Source organism: Paenibacillus sp. 32O-W, assembly GCF_007679495.1.
Taxonomy (GTDB): domain Bacteria; phylum Bacillota; class Bacilli; order Paenibacillales; family NBRC-103111; genus Paenibacillus_L; species Paenibacillus_L residui.
In genome coordinates, this window is sequence record NZ_VEGP01000006.1 from 111,067 (window position 1) to 129,393 (window position 18,327).

The 18,327-nt window shown below is 51.9% G+C and carries 20 protein-coding genes and 1 riboswitch; of the genes, 2 read left to right on the forward strand and 18 right to left on the reverse strand.

Features of this window, described 5'->3' with window-relative positions; genetic code table 11:
* Positions 1–27: 27 nt before the first annotated feature.
* On the reverse strand, positions 28–1,194 hold the full coding sequence (locus FS806_RS04190) for a D-alanyl-D-alanine carboxypeptidase family protein (protein WP_144933356.1): 1,167 nt from the start codon (positions 1,192–1,194) through the stop codon (positions 28–30).
* Positions 1,195–1,566: 372 nt separating this feature from the next.
* Positions 1,567–2,343 carry a FadR/GntR family transcriptional regulator gene (locus FS806_RS04195; protein ID WP_260981970.1) on the reverse strand — a complete coding sequence of 259 codons (777 nt, stop codon included), beginning with the start codon at positions 2,341–2,343 and terminating at the stop codon, positions 1,567–1,569.
* A 65-nt stretch (positions 2,344–2,408) separates the two neighbouring features.
* Between FS806_RS04195 and FS806_RS04200 the strand changes: the two genes are divergently transcribed.
* Both FS806_RS04200 and FS806_RS04205 read left to right on the forward strand, forming a co-directional pair.
* Positions 2,409–3,824 carry an FAD-binding oxidoreductase gene (locus FS806_RS04200; RefSeq protein ID WP_144933358.1) on the forward strand — a complete coding sequence of 472 codons (1,416 nt, stop codon included), beginning with the start codon at positions 2,409–2,411 and terminating at the stop codon, positions 3,822–3,824.
* On the forward strand, positions 3,821–5,254 hold the full coding sequence (locus tag FS806_RS04205; RefSeq protein WP_144933359.1) for a (Fe-S)-binding protein: 1,434 nt from the start codon (positions 3,821–3,823) through the stop codon (positions 5,252–5,254). The genes FS806_RS04200 and FS806_RS04205 overlap by 4 nt, the downstream gene beginning before the upstream one ends.
* Before the next feature lie 215 nt (positions 5,255–5,469).
* Here FS806_RS04205 and ytfJ read toward each other — a convergent pair whose 3' ends face one another.
* The 16 genes from ytfJ to spoIIAA form a co-directional block, all read right to left on the reverse strand.
* Positions 5,470–5,970, reverse strand: coding sequence for a GerW family sporulation protein (ytfJ, locus tag FS806_RS04210; protein WP_144933360.1), 501 nt, complete (start codon positions 5,968–5,970; stop codon positions 5,470–5,472).
* Positions 5,943–6,623 carry a DUF2953 domain-containing protein gene (locus tag FS806_RS04215; RefSeq protein WP_144933361.1) on the reverse strand — a complete coding sequence of 227 codons (681 nt, stop codon included), beginning with the start codon at positions 6,621–6,623 and terminating at the stop codon, positions 5,943–5,945. Before FS806_RS04215 ends, ytfJ begins: the two co-directional genes overlap by 28 nt.
* Positions 6,624–6,808: 185 nt before the next feature.
* Positions 6,809–7,423, reverse strand: a complete 615-nt coding sequence (gene scpB, locus FS806_RS04220) for an SMC-Scp complex subunit ScpB (RefSeq protein WP_144933362.1) — start codon at positions 7,421–7,423, stop codon at positions 6,809–6,811.
* Entirely contained in the window at positions 7,392–8,183 is a 792-nt protein-coding gene (locus tag FS806_RS04225; protein ID WP_144933363.1) for a segregation and condensation protein A, read from the reverse strand. The genes scpB and FS806_RS04225 overlap by 32 nt, the downstream gene beginning before the upstream one ends.
* A gap of 15 nt (positions 8,184–8,198) precedes the next feature.
* Positions 8,199–8,840, reverse strand: coding sequence for a site-2 protease family protein (locus tag FS806_RS04230; RefSeq protein WP_144933364.1), 642 nt, complete (start codon positions 8,838–8,840; stop codon positions 8,199–8,201).
* A complete protein-coding gene (gene ribH / locus FS806_RS04235) occupies positions 8,840–9,310 on the reverse strand; it encodes a 6,7-dimethyl-8-ribityllumazine synthase (RefSeq protein ID WP_144933365.1) in 471 nt (156 codons plus the stop codon). Before ribH ends, FS806_RS04230 begins: the two co-directional genes overlap by 1 nt.
* Positions 9,294–10,547 (reverse strand): bifunctional 3,4-dihydroxy-2-butanone-4-phosphate synthase/GTP cyclohydrolase II, encoded by a 1,254-nt coding sequence (locus FS806_RS04240; RefSeq protein WP_144933366.1) that lies wholly within the window; start codon positions 10,545–10,547, stop codon positions 9,294–9,296. The genes ribH and FS806_RS04240 overlap by 17 nt, the downstream gene beginning before the upstream one ends.
* 20 nt (positions 10,548–10,567) lie before the next feature.
* The gene (gene ribE / locus FS806_RS04245; protein WP_144933367.1) at positions 10,568–11,233 is read right to left on the reverse strand and encodes a riboflavin synthase; all 666 of its coding nucleotides are present in this window, start codon (positions 11,231–11,233) and stop codon (positions 10,568–10,570) included.
* A 35-nt stretch (positions 11,234–11,268) separates the two neighbouring features.
* The gene (ribD, locus tag FS806_RS04250) at positions 11,269–12,366 is read right to left on the reverse strand and encodes a bifunctional diaminohydroxyphosphoribosylaminopyrimidine deaminase/5-amino-6-(5-phosphoribosylamino)uracil reductase RibD (protein ID WP_144933368.1); all 1,098 of its coding nucleotides are present in this window, start codon (positions 12,364–12,366) and stop codon (positions 11,269–11,271) included.
* Positions 12,367–12,719: 353 nt separating this feature from the next.
* Positions 12,720–12,892, reverse strand: a riboswitch (FMN riboswitch).
* A 25-nt stretch (positions 12,893–12,917) separates the two neighbouring features.
* Positions 12,918–13,349 (reverse strand): peptidylprolyl isomerase, encoded by a 432-nt coding sequence (locus FS806_RS04255; RefSeq protein WP_144933369.1) that lies wholly within the window; start codon positions 13,347–13,349, stop codon positions 12,918–12,920.
* A gap of 195 nt (positions 13,350–13,544) precedes the next feature.
* A complete protein-coding gene (gene lysA, locus FS806_RS04260) occupies positions 13,545–14,879 on the reverse strand; it encodes a diaminopimelate decarboxylase (RefSeq protein ID WP_144933370.1) in 1,335 nt (444 codons plus the stop codon).
* A gap of 439 nt (positions 14,880–15,318) precedes the next feature.
* Positions 15,319–15,738 (reverse strand): stage V sporulation protein AB, encoded by a 420-nt coding sequence (locus FS806_RS04265; RefSeq protein ID WP_144933371.1) that lies wholly within the window; start codon positions 15,736–15,738, stop codon positions 15,319–15,321.
* Complete coding sequence (locus FS806_RS04270) at positions 15,719–16,369, reverse strand: stage V sporulation protein AA (RefSeq protein ID WP_144933372.1); 651 nt, start codon at positions 16,367–16,369, stop codon at positions 15,719–15,721. Before FS806_RS04270 ends, FS806_RS04265 begins: the two co-directional genes overlap by 20 nt.
* 331 nt (positions 16,370–16,700) lie before the next feature.
* Positions 16,701–17,456: an RNA polymerase sporulation sigma factor SigF gene (gene sigF, locus FS806_RS04275; RefSeq protein WP_144933373.1), complete on the reverse strand. Its 756-nt coding sequence runs from the start codon at positions 17,454–17,456 to the stop codon at positions 16,701–16,703.
* A gap of 15 nt (positions 17,457–17,471) precedes the next feature.
* Positions 17,472–17,912: an anti-sigma F factor gene (gene spoIIAB / locus FS806_RS04280; RefSeq protein WP_144933374.1), complete on the reverse strand. Its 441-nt coding sequence runs from the start codon at positions 17,910–17,912 to the stop codon at positions 17,472–17,474.
* Positions 17,909–18,262 carry an anti-sigma F factor antagonist gene (gene spoIIAA / locus FS806_RS04285; protein WP_144933375.1) on the reverse strand — a complete coding sequence of 118 codons (354 nt, stop codon included), beginning with the start codon at positions 18,260–18,262 and terminating at the stop codon, positions 17,909–17,911. Before spoIIAA ends, spoIIAB begins: the two co-directional genes overlap by 4 nt.
* Positions 18,263–18,327 lie beyond the last annotated feature (65 nt).

Genomic DNA, 18,327 nt, shown 5'->3' on the forward strand with positions numbered 1-18,327 from the left:
CCCCTCCTCCTTGTCCTTCGGACTGAATCAATGGGATAAAGTAAATAAGGCGCTCCATACCTGCTTGAGCCTGTAGATAAATCCGCCGTTTCCGGATGCGGGACCGTCCTCTGTAAAGCGGAATGCGGAACGAACGCTTGTCGCCAATTGCGGGCTGCCTTCCGCATAGATGGGCACCGTACCAATCATTTGGCCGTCCATCAGAAGCTTCAGAATTCCCCTCTCGCCCAGCCGGTAAGAGGCTGTCCCTTCCTGCAGAAGCTCGGGCTCCATCGCAATCCGGGCTGCCTCCTCATCGGTCATCGGGTAATTGAAGGAAGCACCCAGCACCAAGCCGTCTCCCGCTTTATCCCCTTGCTTGACCAGCGGTTGAAGCGGATAATGCCGGAAGCCGTAATCAAGCATATTGCTGTGATCCAGCCAATCGTTCGGGTCGTTGAGCGTCACCGCGGCCAGCTGCTGTCCGTCCCGGGTGGCCGAGGAGATAAGCGTTCTTTTGGCCTGCTTCGTATAACCGGTCTTTACTCCGTCGGCACCGGGATAGATGTTCAACATCCGGTTTTTGTTATTCCATACGGCGTCCCATTTCTCCTCGGGTCTGGGCACCCTCTTCGTCTTGGTCTTCACGATTTCCTGGAACACGGAGTTTTTCAAGGCATAGGCCGTCAGCTTGGCCATATCATTGGCCGAAGAATAATGCCCTTCCATGTCCAGTCCGTGCGGATTCATGAAGTGCGTGTTATCCATGCCCAGCTCCTGCGCCTTCTGATTCATAAGAAAAGCAAAGCCCTCAATCGAACCGCCGATATGCTCGGCGATTGCCACTGCCGCATCATTCCCGGACCGCAGCATCAAGCCATAGAGCAAATGATGCAGGCTCATTTCCTCTCCAAGCTTTAAATATAGAGAGGAGCCTTCTTTGCCGAAAGCACTCTGGCCGATCTTGACCATATCGCTGAGGTTTCCGTTCTCAATAGCTACGATAGCCGTCATTACCTTCGTCAGGCTCGCAATTTTCATGGGCTTATCCCCTTGCTTGCTGTACAGTATTCTTCCGGATGTGACGTCGATCAGGGAAGCCGCCTCGGCGTAAGTGGATAATGCCGGCGGCTCGGCCTTAACTGCAGCGGGAGTAACTCCCCAGCCGGCCAGCAGCGAGCCGATGACGATCCATAAGACGATGGTTCTTCTCATAATTTCCCCCCCAATGGTCTTCAGCCGTTACTTGTCCGCAGACATATTTGGTTTATATATATGCAGGGGGTTCGGGGAACATGTCCGGCTTCGTGAGATGGGTCAGACTGCTGCCTTCCTTTCATAGGGGGGATACCGTTTTAATCTGGCTGATTTCCCTGTTTTTCCCGAAAAGACATCCACTTTTCGCATGTCCTCAACGGGATTGGCTTGATCCTCGCAAAAAAGCCATGCAGCTACTGCATGGCTTTGGTACAAACCTGCGACCCTAAGCTAACCCCCATACAGCATGTCCGTTTTCCTTCCTGATAAAGGCCAAACAAAAAAACCGCGTCATCCGACTGCGGCTTTACTCATGATTATGCGGAACTATTAAAACAATTTGGACAGTACTTTCTCCACCTTGGACAAATGCTCGTGCATGCGCTGAGAAGCGGTCGTTTCCTGCTGCTGTAAAATAGCCTCATAAATATCCTGATGCTCCTTAATGAGGCGGTTAGCCGTAGCTCTTTCTCCATAAAACCAAAGCAGCCTCGTCTCTTTAATGGTTTCCTCCAGCTTGTGAGTGAGGGATTCCATCATCTGCAGGAGCAGGGAGTTATGAGACGCTTTGGCAATCGCCAGATGAAAACGGATATCGGCTTCCTCCTCCTTCCGGTCGTCACCCGCATTCTCCTTCATGCTTCGCATAATAGCGGACAGCTCGGCCAGATCGTCTTCTGTCCGATAGCGGGCGGCGAGCGTGGCACAGCCCGTCTCCAGCACTTTGCGCACTTCCATCATCTCCTTCAACGAATCCGCCTGATGGAATAAGGCCGGGAAGCCCCCTTGAACGCTGCCGGACTCATCCCCGGCCGGAAGGGTCTGACTGACGAAGGTTCCTCCGCCCTGCCGGATTTCCAGGAAGCCCATAGCCTTCAGCGCGCTTAACGCCTCCCTCAGAGTCGAACGCCCGACTCCATAATCCGCCGCCAAATCTACAACCGACGGAAGCCGTTCCCCGGGCTTAAGCTCTCCGGAACGGATTCGCGAATGTATATCATCCATAACGATTTCGTAGCTCTTTTGCACCTTGACTTGTTTTACACTCATTTGCTTGGTTTCCTCCAGCCAATCTTTCATAACAACCATATACAATGATTTAATCATAAGCTATAATGATGGAAAAGTCATCAGATGACCTGATTAATTTTTATCCCGGGGAGGATACTCTTATGCTGGAGCAAAATGTTCGCCGGCAGCTCATCGACATCGTCGGCGAAGCCTATTTTAAAGACGATAATGAGGCGTTGGTCACTCATTCCTATGATGCAACCCCGATGGTCCAGGCCATGCCCGACGCCGTCATTTATCCGGAAAATAAGGAGCAGATCGCGCTAATTTTGAAGCTTGCCAACGAGCATCGCATTCCGATCGTAGGCCGGGGGGCCGGCACCAATCTCTGCGGAGGGACGGTTCCCGTCGAGGGCGGGATTGTACTCGTTATGAACCGGATGAATCGGCTCATCGAGATCGATCAAGACAACTTGACCGCCACCTTCCAGCCAGGATTGAATACGAAGCAGTTTCATATGGCTCTCGAAGAGCTTGGCCTGTTCTATCCGCCCGATCCGAGCAGCATGGTTATCTCCACGCTCGGCGGCAACATTATGGAATGTGCCGGAGGGCTGCGAGGGCTCAAGTACGGGACGACCAAGGATTACGTTCTTGCCTTGGAGGCCGTGCTTCCATCCGGGGAAATTATCCGAACGGGCGGTAAGCTCTACAAAGACGTGGCCGGATACGATTTGACGAAGCTGTTGGTCGGCTCGGAAGGAACCTTGGCCATCATTACCGAAGCGACCGTCAAGCTGCTGCCGGCACCGAAGTACAAGCAGACGATGCTTGCTATGTATAAAGATATCCATGCCGCCGCGCGAACGGTTTCCAAAATCGTCGGTAACCGGATCATTCCCGCGACGCTGGAATTTCTGGACAACGCCACGCTGCGGGTTGTAGCTGAATTTAACAAGCTGGACCTGCCGCTTGATATGGAAGCTATTCTGCTTATTGAGCAGGATGGGGACGACGAGGCTTCCATTCGCCGGGACATTGAACAAATCGTCGATATTTGCCGCCAGGAGGGGGCAGCGCAGGTACAGATGGCCCGTGATGCAGAGGAAGCTGATAAGCTAATGACCGCTAGGCGCAGCGCCTTATCGACATTGGCGCGCATTAGGCCGACTACCATTCTGGAGGACGCTACCGTCCCCCGCTCCAAAATTGCCGAAATGGTTCTGGCGATTAACGAAATCGCTCGGAAGTATAACGTTCATATCTGTACGTTCGGACATGCCGGAGACGGCAACCTTCATCCAACCTGTACAACCGATGCGCGAAATCATGAGGAAATTGAACGGGTGGAGCAGGCGTTCGCGGAAATTTTCGAGGCAGCGATCGAGCTGGGAGGCACGATTACCGGAGAGCATGGAGTTGGAATGGTCAAGGCCCCCTACTTGGAATGGAAGGTCGGGCCCGTTGGAATCGAAATTATGAAAGGGATCAAGCAGGTATTCGATCCCAACAACATTATGAATCCCGGTAAAATCTTTGCCAGGGAAACACGCAAAAGAGTGGTGGTGCAAAAATGAAACCGACAGCAGAAACCCGGCATACGTCAGCTTCCACACCTTCAGCCCCAATCCGTCCTGAGCATTCCGGGCCACCTCAGAAGCCAGTGAAAACGGTTAATCCGTTAGCGGAGGCGCTGCAATTGAAGCTCGACTATGAGGAGCTGACGAATTGCATGCGATGCGGCTTCTGCCAGCCGGCCTGCCCCACCTTTAACGAAACCGGTCTGGAGGCCGCCTCCCCGCGGGGCAGAATCGCCTTGATGAAGGCGGTGGCGGACGGCTTGATGGAGCCGGATCAAGCCTTCAAGGACCAGATGAATTTATGCCTGGGCTGCAGAGCTTGCGAGCCGGTGTGCCCGTCCGACGTCAAGTACGGGCATCTGCTCGAACAAGCCAGAGAGGCCATCGAGCAGCATACCCATCATCCGCCCCATATCCGATTTGTGCGAAGCGTCATGTTCAAGCATATGTTCCCTAAGCAAAGCCGGATGAAATTGCTCGGCAAGGGACTCAGGTTGTATCAGAAATCCGGCCTGCAGTGGCTGGCGCGGAAATCGGGAGTCATGAAGCTGTTCCCGGAATCCATGAGCCAGATGGAAAAAATACTGCCGGAAGCGAGCGCCAAGGGAGTTATTGAAACATTGGGCACCGTCTTCCCGGCAGAAGGCGAGAAAATAGCGCGAGTCGGCATGTTCCGCGGGTGCATTATGGATGTGCTGTTTACGGAAACCAACATTAATAGCGTCAAGCTGCTGGCGAAGGCCGGGTTTGAAGTAATTCTTCCCGAAGCGCAAAATTGCTGCGGGGCGCTTCATGCCCATAGCGGCGAGATGGAAGCGGCTAAGGAGCTGGCGAGGCGAAATATAGCGGCCTTCCGGGATGCCGGAGTCGATTATATCGTATCCAATGCTGGAGGCTGCGGGGCCCTGTTGATGGAGTATAATCATTTACTTCATGACGATCCGGAATGGGCCGAAGCGGCTCATTGGTTCGCGGAAAGAGTTGTCGATATCAGCGACCTTCTGTTCCGCCGGGGCCGGCTGCCCCGCTTCCACGGCGGTCATGCGGACGACGGGCCGGTTACCGTCACCTACCAGGACTCCTGCCACCTTCGGAACGTCATGAAGGGTGGCATCGCCCCCCGGCAGTTGATTAAACGCGCAGGGAACGTGAATTTCGTGGAATTGAAAAATGCCGACAAATGCTGCGGCTCCGCCGGGATTTATAATTTGGTCCAGCCGGACATGGCCAATGATATTCTCGAGCATAAGATGGAGCACGTGAAAAAAACCGAAGCCCGCTACCTTCTTACCAGCAATCCCGGCTGTCTGCTGCAGATGAAGCTCGGCATTGAGAAGGAGAAGCTAGGCTCCTCCATGAAAGCCGTTCATATCGTTGATTTCCTGTATGAGCGTATGAATGAGGATACAACCGACAGCGGATCCTAACCGCAAACCGGATGCCGGTCCAATGAGAAAACAGAATAAACCGGTCCAATCATAAAGGAAGAAGCCTTCGGAATCACTGTATAAGTGGAATGAAGGCTTCTTTTATACATCTTGCCGTTGGAAAACGAATTAGGTCGCTAGACTTTTCACAATGAGCACGGAAAAGGAACGCCCATTGACCTTCGAAAGGCCCCGCTTGGAGCCTTATCTTATCATTAGGAAAGCATGTTTTGACCTGCAGTTTGGTTCTGACCTTGCGTTGTGCTTGTTGTTGTGGTGGAATTCGGCGTAATAGCGGTGTTTGCAGCGTTTGTCTTCATCATGCTTTGAATTTTCTCTACAACCTGCGGAGCGGAATCGATCAGACGCTCGAACAAGTGGGTCTGATTATCCAACGGAACTATCCGCACCCCTTGCTGTCCGACTACGAGAAAAGCGATAGGCGTGATCGATATTCCGCCCCCGCTCCCCCCTCCGAACGGAAGAGAAACCTGTGCATGGTTAGCCTCATGAGGAGTCCCCGGCGTTCCGGCTCCCTGATCGGTAACAAATTCACTGCCACCCGCCGCAAATCCAAAGCCCACCTTGGAAATCGGCAAGATCACGCTGCCATCCGGAGTTTCCACCGGATCGCCTACGATCGTATTGACATCCACCATGTCGCGGATATTTTCCATGGCCGTCTTCATTAGGCCTTGGATAGGATGTTCTGCCATGTTTTGAATCCTCCCTTCACTTTCATCGTGCGAACCAGCAGCATTAGTCCTGCAACCATAGCATAACCCAGGCGAATTTTCGCTATGCACGTAACTTCCGTGGTAAATAGTGTCCGGTTATATTGTGGCTGAACCTGAATTTCGGGCTCCGTTTGGAGTCGGACATGTCTTAACAGATAACCGAGTAGAGTCGATTTCACGCTCCAGAGAACTCCCGTCAACAGGGCGGTTTCCGGGGCATCTCCTGCTCCGATTCGCGTTATCCAGACCATCTGGCTTATTTTGAAGCGGGATAGAGTCGATTTCATCCAGGCCGCAAAATTATCCACTTGGCTGAGGAATATTTTAAATTTGCGGTAAGCTTCCTGAATCTTCTCCCAATTGATTATTTCCTTGGTTTCGTTAAGGTGTTCGCTGCTTTTCTCATCCAGCCCCTTGGTCTGAACCTTCAGTCCTTTGTCCAAACCTTTAAACTTGATAACCGGCACTTCGTATCTTAACCGGATTATTCCGTATAGGGCATGAAGTTGAATATAGAGTCTATCGTTTTCCTTGACCCGGGAGGCGAATATTTTCACGGTCAAATGACTGAAGGAGACAATAACGGCGATGATGATCAGAGCAGCCGCTAATAGAATCCAAAAAACAAGCATGGGCAAGCCTCCTCAAATATAATCCCCCACAAAGTGACGTATGCCTTCGAAGCGTATTGCAAATAATTTGCGGGGAGCCCCGGAAAATTTCAATAATACCTAAAAAAACCCCGATGCGAAGAAGAATTCATCCCGAATCCATCACATGGAGTTTAGTATGTGCCTACAATATGAAAACATTCGTTTTACTCTTTATATTCTGACTTGATATCATCGAAGGTGAGCTGCTCAACCTCCAGCTTCTCGAACAGCAGTCTCGTTTCTTCTTCCAGATCGCCGCTCTGCCCGAAATGATCCATCTCCGGCAACTGTTCAATGCTCTTCAAGCCGAAATAATCCAGAAATTGCTTGGTCGTGCCATACAAAATGGGTCTGCCTATCGCCTCGGCCCGCCCCACCTCTTCAATCAGCTCTTTGGCCACCAAAGTATTCAGAGCGCGGTCGGATTTGACTCCCCGGATCTCCTCGATTTCCACCCGGGTGATCGGCTGTTTATAGGCAACGATCGCCAACGTTTCCAGTGCGGCCTGGGATAGGGAAGTTCGGGACGGCGAATAAGCTAGCCGTTCGAAAAAAGGAGCATGCTCGGGCAAGGTCGTCAATTGGTACGAACCCGCCATCTCCACGACTTGGATCCCTCTCTGCCCGGATTTGAATTCTTCCTTCATCTGCTCCAGGACTGCCGTCACCTGCCTGACATCCTGCTCAAGCACCTCAGCCAGTTGCTTTGCATCCAGACCCTCGTCCCCTGCCACAAAAAGCAAACCTTCAATAGCTGATTTCATCTGTTGTGTATTCATCGATTCCCTCACTCTCATCCTCTTTCGCCTGGATGACAATATCCTCAAACAGTTTGTGCTGATAGCACTGTATTTTTTTCATCTTCATCAGCTCAAGCAAGGCGAGGAAAGTAACGACGATATCCTCCCGGCTGTACCCCGTTTCCAACAATTTGGAAAATAACACTTTACCCCCGCGATTGCCCAGTATGGATACAATTTCAGTAATCCGGTCTTTGACGGATATTTCATCCCTGCGGATCTTGGCGACCCGGTTCCGTTCGGCCATCTTACGGAGCGCTTTCTGAAAGGCCCAGACCAAATCGGCGACGTGAAGCCCTTCCACCGGATTAACCTCCACCTTCGGAATGAAGGCCGTCAGGTCCTCCGGCTCCCTGGTATAGATCAGGCTGCGTTCCAATTCCCTGTCTTTCAAGTGCTCGGCGATTTCCTTATATTTGCGATATTCAATCAGCTTCCGGACCAACTCCGCCCGCGGATCTTCCCCTTCTTCCTCCTCCATTCCGTCCCAATCGAGCTCGATCACGGGAGGCTTGGGGAGCAGCATCTTGCTCTTGATGGACAGCAGTGTGGCGGCCATGACGAGAAATTCGCTGGTCACCTCCAGCTCAAGCTCCTGCATGGTGGATAGATAGTCCAGATATTGATCCGTTATTTCCTTAATCGGAATGTCGTAAATGTCTACCTCGGCCTGATCGATCAGATGCAGCAGCAAATCGAGGGGGCCTTCGAACGTTTCCAATTTGAAAGTGATCTTCATTCCTAGTCCCCCTCATCATACCGAATAACCTTTCATCAGCCATTGATTGACCAGTTGAAACAGCATTTCAAGCAACCGCTGCCCTGCCGGAAGCGCAAGAAGCGCAATGAGTACGAGCAGGCCCCATTTCTCATACTTGTCCAGATAGGCCGCCGCCCGCTCACCGGCCAGATGTCGCAGCAGCTTCCAGCCGTTCAACGGATAAATAGGCAGCAGATTAAGCAGAAATAGCATAACATTGACGATATAACAGTAGTGCAGAATTCCCTTAAACAAAGCCCCTGCCCATGAGCCCCCACCTGCCGCTACCGGAAGCTCCAGAAACAGCCAGCCGAACAGAAGCGCCAGCACCAGATGCAGCAGCGGCCCGGACAATGCCCACAGCGCCAGCTTCCCTTTGGCGGATTTCCCGAAGTGATCCGGATGGACCGGCACCGGCCGGTTCCATCCGTAGGGGCCGAACAGCACCATGACCGTTCCCAGAGGGTCGAGATGCTTGCCCGGATTTAAGCTGAGGCGGCCTTGCTCCCCGGCGGTTCTGTCCCCGAGCCAGCGGGAGAACAGGGCCATCCAGCAGCCATGCAACGTAACGGCAAGCAGGAAAGCTACCGCCCGAAACAACAGCGTATCCAGATCAATGTAAGACCCGAAGTCCATTAGGCCTGCAGCTGCTTGACAAGATTGACCATTTCAATAGCGGTCGTTGCGGCTTCCCAGCCCTTGTTGCCGGCTTTGGTGCCCGCTCTTTCCACGGCCTGCTCTATGGAATCGGTAGTCAGTACGCCGAACACCGTCGGAATACCGGTCTTTAGGTTGATTGCGGCCACTCCCTTGGAAACCTCGCTGCATACGTAATCGAAATGAGGCGTAGACCCCCGGATCACAGCACCCAAAGTAATGACGGCATCATACTTGCCGCTTTCCGCCATCTTCTGGGCGATCAGCGGGATTTCGAAAGCGCCCGGAACCCAGGCGATCTCGATCTCCTCCTCCAGCACCCCGTGGCGCTTAAGAGCGTCCAGAGCCCCCGACAGCAATTTGTTGGTGATAAATTCGTTAAACCGGCCTACCACGATTCCGTATTTTGCTTCTTTAGAAACTAAATGTCCTTCATACCATTTTGCCATGTTTGTTCGTCTCCTCTTCTGTGTCGTTTATAAAATGAAGCAAATGACCCAATTTTTCCTTCTTGGTGTGCAGATAGCGGGTATTGCTTTCGTTCTCTTCCATCTGAATCGGGACTCTTTCCACCACTTCCAGGCCGTAGCCCTCCAGACCTTTGATTTTGCGCGGGTTATTCGTTAACAGCTTCATCTTGCGCACTCCCAGGTCCTTCAGAATTTGCGCTCCGATTCCATATTCGCGCAAATCGGGGGCAAAGCCAAGCTTGAGATTGGCGTCAACCGTATCAAGTCCCTGCTCTTGAAGCTTATAGGCCTTCAATTTATTGATCAAGCCGATTCCGCGGCCCTCCTGCCTCATATAGAGCAGAACGCCGGAGCCTGCCTCGTCGATTTGCTTCAATGCAGCGGCAAGCTGCGGTCCGCAATCACAGCGTTGGGAGTGGAAGACGTCGCCGGTCAAGCATTCCGAGTGAACGCGGACAAGCGTCGGCCGGGAGCCGTCAATTTCCCCTTTGACAAGTGCGACATGCTCCTTGTTATCCACCTGATTTGTATAGGCGACCGCGGTAAACTGCCCGAAATCGGTAGGCATCTTCACCTCGACTTCGCGTTTGACCAGGTTTTCCTTCTCATTGCGGTAGCGAATCAAATCGCGGATCGTAATCAGCTTCAGGTCATGCTCTTTCGCAATCCGGGCCAAGTCCGGCACCCTGGCCATCGATCCGTCTTCCTTGATGACTTCGCAAATGACCGCTGCCGGGGACGAGCCGCACATCACCGCCAAATCGACGGCCGCCTCGGTATGGCCCGCTCTGCGCAGCACCCCGCCCTTCTTGGCGATCAGCGGGAAAATATGCCCGGGCCTGCGGAAATCCTCCGGCTTCGCCCGCGGGTCTATCAAGGCTTGAACCGTCAGAGAGCGCTCATGCGCGGAAATGCCCGTAGTCGTCTCTATATGGTCTATCGAAACGGTAAAAGCCGTACCGTGATAATCCGTATTATGATTGACCATCGGCGGCAAATTCAGCTCGCTCGCGCGCTCCTCCGTAATGGGCGCGCAGACAAGCCCTCTTCCTTCCTTGATCATGAAATTGATGACCTCGGGAGTTGCCCGTTCCGCCAACGCGATAAAATCGCCCTCGTTCTCCCGGTCCTCATCGTCCACCACGATTATTACCTTGCCTATGCTTAAATCATAAATCGCTTCTTCAATTTTATCAAATTGTACCGGATCCGCCATAGCGTATCCCCCCTTTTCCATTAATAAAATCCGTGATCGGCCAAAAAGCTTTCCGTCAATACCGGTTTCCTACCGGCGCGGCCCGCTGACTGCTCCCGGAAGGATAACAGTCTCTCCACATATTTGCCCAGGATATCGCATTCGATATTGACCGCTTCTCCCGGCTCCTTGTGCTGCAGAACCGTTTGCGCAAGCGTATGAGGAATTATCGAAACGGTAAAATAGTCGCTCTCCGCCTCGACGACGGTCAGGCTGATCCCGTCTATTGTTATCGAGCCTTTGGGAACGATGTATTTCATAATGGCCGGCTCCTCCGGCTCCAACCGGAAGACGACGGCGTTATCTTCCCTGCGTCTTGACGAGATAACCGCCGTCGAATCCACATGCCCTTGTACGATATGTCCGCCGAAACGGCTCTGCGCGGACATGGCCCGTTCCAGATTGACCCGTTTCCCGGGTGCGAGCTGATGAAGAGTCGATCTGCGGAACGTCTCGGGCATGACATCTGCGGTAAAAGATGCGTCGTCAAAGGCAATGACCGTCAAACAAACCCCATTGACCGCAATGCTGTCTCCAACCTGAATATCTTCCAGCACGCGTTTGCTTTCAATCGTTAAAATCATGGCCTCTCCCTGCCTGGAAATGCGGCGCAGGGTTCCGATTTCTTCCACAAGTCCGGTAAACAATTAACTTCCTCCTTTCCGATCTCTGCTGCATCTATTTATTTCTTCACCGGATATCCAACGATACAAATATCCTCATCAAATCTCTCCACCTTAAGCCTATCTATCGTGACGGCCTCGCTCATACGGTCAAAGCCGGGAAAGCTGAAATTGCCGGGTGCTTCGGGGCCTCCTATGATTTTCGGGGCATAGAACAGATAGCATTTATCAATGAGGCCCTGTTCCAGCATAGCCCCGTTCAACCTGCCGCCCCCTTCCAGCAGAATCGAACCGATTTCCCTCTCTCCCAGCATCCGCATCGCCAGCTCCAGATCGACCCTCGGACCGGGGCCTGCTTCCAGCAATACAATTCCGCGCCCCCGAAGCTCCTTGCGCTTCTCTTCGGGAGCGGCAGAAGTCGTAACGATAATCGTTTCCGCTTCTCCGTCAAGCACTCTCGCATTCGCAGGAACCCGCAAACGGGAATCGATAACGATGCGGACCGGATTTAGAGCGGGTACAGACAATCTCGTGGTTAACTGCGGATCATCGGCAATTACCGTCTCCACCCCTACCATAATTGCCTGATGGCGGTGCCGCAAAGTATGGACAAATTCGCGCGAACGCGCATTCGTTATCCATTTGCTGTCACCCGTTCGGCTGGCGATTTTACCGTCCAGGGTACTGGCGGTCTTCAGCGTGACAAAAGGCCGCCCGGTCACAATAAATTTATTGAAGGCTTCGTTCAATTCCCTCGCCTCGACCTCCAGAACCCCGACCTCGACTTCGATTCCGTGGCTTCGGAGCCGTTCCAGCCCCAATCCGGCCACCTTGGGATTCGGATCGGTGCATGCAACGACAACACGCGCCACTTTGGACTCGATGAGCCGTTCGGTGCAGGGAGGCGTCCGGCCATAATGATTGCACGGCTCCAGGGTCACATAGGCGACGCCGCCTTCGGCCTGCTCGCCCGCCATAGTCAATGCATGAACTTCCGCATGGGCCGTCCCCATCCGAAGATGCGCCCCGATCCCGACGATCCGCCCCTCTTTAACCACCACGCAGCCCACAACCGGATTGATGGCCGTCTGTCCTTGAGTTCCGCGTGCCAGCTCCAGCGCCAGCCTCATGTAATACTCATCGTTCAGCACATTCATATCCTTCCTTCTCTCCTCTAAATCCCGAATACGGAAAAAAGCCCCTTGAAAACCGGGAGCCGGCCGCTAGGTCGACAAGCCTCGTTCTTCAGGGGGCGGATTAAGGTACAAGGAAACAAGCAAATAAACGGATCTCACCGGCTTATTTTCACATTGTGGCAGAAGCATGCGAAACAAAGCACACTGTCGCCATAATCGATTAAAGAGGGGGCGTTGGGCGTCCTCCCATAAGAACAAAGATGCCTGATAAGTAATCAACGACCTGTCCTTATATAAGCACACCTGAAACCGCCTCTTTAACACATCGTCCAACATGTGAAAAAAAGCGCAAGGCCGAGCCGGCCACTTGCTTCTTTCTCCTTCTCCCATCCAGACTATACTGTCGGTTCCGGAATCTCACCGGATCCACCGTCTGCGCTCCGCAAAAGAGCATCATAGCAGCCGGGTCACGGACTTGCCCGCAGCCGCCCAATGGCCGCCCGGGATCACCGCCGGTAGGGAATTTCACCCAACCCCGAAGGAAATTGTATTCGATTATTAATTTCAGTTACTTAAGCTTCGCTTACTTTCACGCTTTCCATCCTGTCTCTTCCCTGGAAAGCATCCACATGCTCCATTCCTTTAACCACTTTGCCGAAGACGGTATGCACCCCGTCAAGGTGAGGCTGCGGAGCATAGCAGATATAGAATTGGCTGCCGCCCGTATTCGGACCTGCGTGAGCCATAGCAAGAGTCCCGCGTTCATGCTTGTTGGGATTAATTTCACAATTAATCGTATAGCCCGGACCGCCGGTACCCGTACCGTGGGGACATCCTCCTTGAGCAACGAAGCCGGGGATGACTCGATGGAAAACCAGACCGTTATAGAAACCGGAGTTAGCGAGCTTCTCGAAGTTCGCTACCGTGTTAGGAGCGTCCTTGTCAAACAGATCGATGACGACTTCTCCGCCGTTCTCCAATGTAATGGTCGCTTGCTTAGCCATAAGGTCACTCCTTTCTCTCAAATAGTAGACTACTCTTACATTGTAAACGACTTGGTCCAAAAACGCCAGCATCGGGTTCCGATGCGAAGCCGGCATATTCAGAACCGGGCTATTTTCACGCAAGACGGAAGGGATACCAAGCCTGCAATAAAAGGGGAGCATGGACTGCAAACGTCCATGCTCCCCTTTATTGATTTAGACCGTTCCTGCCGCCTTCTTCTGAAGCCGCTCCGGAATAACATCCAAATCCGTCAGATCGTCCAACGATTCCCGTTTGACAACCAGATCGGCCTGTCCGTCTTTGACGAAGACAACCGCAGGCCGGCGAATCCGGTTATAATTGCTTGCCATGGCATAATTGTACGCCCCCGTACATGATACCGCCAGAATATCCCCGCTCTGTACCTTGGGCAGCTCTAAATCCCAAATGAGCATATCTCCGCTTTCGCAGCATTTGCCGGCAATCGATACGGTCTCCGCGTTCGCATCCTTCCCCCGGTTGGCAAGCATGGCCTCGTATTTCGAATCATACAAGGCCGGACGCGGATTATCCGTCATTCCGCCATCTACGGCCACATATTTGCGCACTCCCGGAATTTCTTTGACCGTGCCGACGGTGTATAGAGTCGTTCCCGCATCTCCGACGATACTGCGTCCCGGCTCGATCCAGATTTCCGGAAGCGGATAGTTGTGGCTGCTAAAATAGGTTACAATTCCGTCTGTAATAGCTTTGACATAATCCCGCAACGGCAGCGGCGTATCCTCCTCCGTATATCGGATGCCGAAGCCTCCTCCCAGGTTAACTACGCGGAAGGTGACGTTCAGCCCGGAGCGAACCTCCGTTGCGAAGCCGATCATCTTCTCGACAGCCAGCTTGAAGCCGTCTACTTCGAAGATTTGGGAGCCGATATGGGAATGAATTCCGAGCAGCTCCAGATTAGGCTGTGCCACAGCCTCTTCAACTGCGCGATAAGCCGAACCGTTTCCTAAATCGAAGCCGAATTTGGAATCCGTCTGGCCTGTCGATATATATTCATGGGTGTGAGCCTCCACACCCGGGGTAATCCTTAACAGAATATTGACCTTCCGCTTCTTCTCGGCCGCGATCGCATTCAGCATTTGCAGCTCGATGAAGTTATCCACCACGAAGCAGCCGATGTTCGCGTCTATCGCCATCTCGATTTCCGCGGGCGTCTTGTTGTTGCCGTGGAAATGAATGCGCTCCGCGGGAAAACCGGCTTGCAGAGCGGTATACAGCTCTCCTTCGGAAACTACGTCGAGAGACATGCCTTCCTCTTCCGCAATACGGCACATGGCCATAACGCAAAAAGCTTTGCTGGCATAAGCAACCTGAAAGTTCAAACCGGACTCGCGAAAAGCATTAATATATTCCCGGCATCTTTGGCGAATCAACGCCTCATCCATAACATACAGCGGCGTTCCGAAGCGGGCCGCCAGGTCTACCGTATTGCAGCCACCTATTTCCAACTGCCCTTTATCATTAATTTGACTGGTACCATGTAGAAACATAATCGATACTTCCTCTCCCAATAGAATATCTTTGCACTGATGCAGAGAACCAGACTATAGATAAAGCAATAAAGTTGACTCTACGGAAGCAGGAATACAAAACCAAACCCCTAAGACACTCCATTGTCCCTTGCTTCCTAGGACACTTTACTGCAGATAATATATAACCTTTGATTATTGGCCGCAGCATCTCGTACCGGGACAACAACAGTAAATAAATGGAAACTAAATGATGTATATTTCCCTATACTATAAGCCATTGGACCTGATTGCTGCGATTATTATTCTTATAAAATTTATCATACTCCCTCTTAGAACACAATCCAAAAGAGGCTTATTGGGGACCTTAGCCTGATCTATATCTTTTTTCAGCGGGATAAAAAAAGCTTCTAACGAGGCATGTGGTAAAAAAAGCTTCTAACGAAGCCTTTTCGAATCCCTAAAACAGAAACCATTCCAGCAAGGAGCCAATGACCTTCCCGAAAATCATCGCCATCAAAAACAGGATGACATATTGTCCTAATCCGAGCCGTTTGGCCAGAATCGGCAGAACATTGATAATCTCGGTCAAGGCCGCCGCCAGCATGCCGACGAAGCCCCCAGCGAAAAAACCGAGAAACACAGCAGAAAAAGGAGTCATGGCCGCCTGCCAATCGAAAAAATCGGCAAACGTCCAGTATAAAGCCCCGCTAATGACGGCCCCTTCATACCAGTGAATGTACCGGTAGGATTTAGTCACCTGCGCGAGCCTCGGAATGATATCCAGCACGACCAGAAAAGCAACCATACCGCTGCCGACGGCCAGTCCTCCCGCCAGACCGATCAGGATCTGCAGGAGACTAACGAATACCGTCATCATAAGGCGCCGCTTCCTTGCCGCCCATTTTGGCATATTCTTCGGTAATAATATACTGGTTCATGCTTTCCTGGTACAGAAACATCTCCACCTCAAGCGGACTGGGCTCTTCGTTAAACTTCTTCTTGAACAAATGGTTGAAAAACAAAACCATTCCCACCCCGATCCCAAAAGAGTACGGAATCTGCAGCAGGTACGGTTTTTCAGTGGTGTTCCCGGTTAACAATTCGTAAATTCTCCGATGGACTGCAGGCATACTGACATCGACATGAAAGTTCATAATCGCCAACCCGGAGCCGATAAACAGCAGCACCCACACAAAAGCGATCACGAGCGGATGGGCTCGTCGCTCATCCTTAGAAATTTCGACCAGAACATGGGGTTCGCCATAGAGTTCGATTTGCGCCTCCGGAAGCAGCTGTTTTACTTTCCGGACTACGTGAATCATATCGATAAGCAGCATATTTCCGTCTTTAGGCTCCGGGAAACGGATCGGCAGGTCCTTTAGCCTCCCTTCCCATTCCGGTTCCGCAACGATTTGTGCAATCTGGCCGAGCACGATCGATTGTCCGGGCCTGCAGCGGATTCTTTTTCTAAAACGGATATAGATGACAGAATGATTGCGGCGTTCCATCTCGTCTCCCTCCCTTACGAATTTCCGTTCCCTGGCTTGCTTTATTATGTGAAGAACGGCGGCTCGCTAATCATTCCCAGGAAAAGCTAAGCCCCGGCCCTGGTCCTTTACACTTCACGAAACGGCAAAAAAGCCTTCGGGCCTATTCCATAGGCAATAGAGAACAAAAAAATGCGGCGAATCACGGAACTTTTACGCCACAGCCTTCGGCTCGTTCCTCTTCGCCACATTTTTATTTATCCCTCCGTACAATTTGGAGGTTTTTATCTTTAATTCATTTTAATTCCATCCGACGACAGATTAAAATATGTTTTGCTGCCGGGCAAAACAATTACTGCGCAATCTGATTTTTAATCGATTGCAGTATTTTTTTCTCCAGCCGGGATACTTGCACTTGCGAAATCCCCAGCCTTTCGGCCACTTCCGATTGTGTTTGGTCGCGGAAATACCGCAGATAAACGATCAACCGCTCCCGTTCGTTGAGCATTCCGATCGCCTCATTCAAGGCGAGCTTCTCGAACCATTTATCCTGGGATTCATCCGAAATTTGATCCATTAGAGTAATGGGATCGCCGTCATTCTCAAACACGGTTTCGTGAATGGAGGATGGCGGTTTGTTGGCTTCCTGGGCCATGACGACATCTTCCGGATCGATTTCGAGCGCGTCCGCCACCTCTTTGATCGTTGGCAGCCGCCCCATCGTCTTGGATAGCTCATCCTTCATCTTGCGTACTTTATTAGCCAATTCCTTGAGCGAGCGGCTGACCTTCACTGTCCCGTCATCACGCAGAAATCTTTGAATTTCACCTATTATCATCGGAACCGCATAGGTAGAAAATTTAACGTCATAGGATAAATCGAATTTATCCACCGACTTCAGCAAGCCGATGCAGCCGATTTGGAATAAATCCTCCGCCTCATATCCCCGGTTAAGAAACCGTTGAACGACCGACCAGACGAGCCTGATATTACAGTTCACCAGCGTATCCCTGGCAATCGGGTCGCCGGATTGGCTGAGGGCGATGAGCCGCTTTACTTCCGCATCGTCAAGATAGCTATGAGAGGCGTTCTTTAAATCGACATTCATATCCATTACCCCTAATCAAACGGCGCATTTTTTTGATTCTATCCGCTTTGTCATTGTAACCGTCGTTCCGCTGTCGACTTGCGTGGCAATTTCGATATTATCCATGAAATTTTCCATAATGGTAAAGCCCATCCCCGATCTTTCCAGCTCCGGCTTTGATGTATACAGCGGCTGTCTCGCCTGCTCCAAGTCGGTTATTCCACGGCCGTTGTCCTCTACAGAAATTCGCACGGTATCTTCCTCGATGGAACAGGTGATGGTGACTATCCCTTCAGGCCGTCCGTCATACCCATGGATGATCGCGTTCGTAACCGCCTCGGATACCACCGTCTTAATATCCGTCAATTCGTTCAGTGTAGGATCCAGCTGCGAGACGAACGCTGCAACCGCTACTCTGGCAAACGATTCATTCTCCGACCGGCTGGCAAATTGGAGTTTCATGTAATTGCTGCTCATGATACAACCTCCAAACTAGAGATCGCCTGTCTCTCGTTTTCTTCGATGGCCAATATTTTAAACAAGCCCGACATTTCGAAAAGACGATAGACGGATGGGTTAACCCCGCAGACGATCATTTTACCGCCCTTACCGGTAATCTGCTTGTAGCGCCCGAGAATAACGCCCAGCCCCGAGCTGTCCATAAAATTCAATTGCTCCAAACTGAGAATGATGTGATTGACGTCTTCATTGGCGATGGCTTCTTCCATGCGTGTCTTGACAATATCCGCCGTATGATGGTCGAGCTCCCCCGCCAGTCGGACAATGAGAGCTCTTCGCCCATGTTCCATTTCGATTTGTAGACTCATCTGTTCATTCCTCCTCCATCTTGCCCATTCAATTCTACGGGCTGCCGGGAAAATCCTGCCTCCCC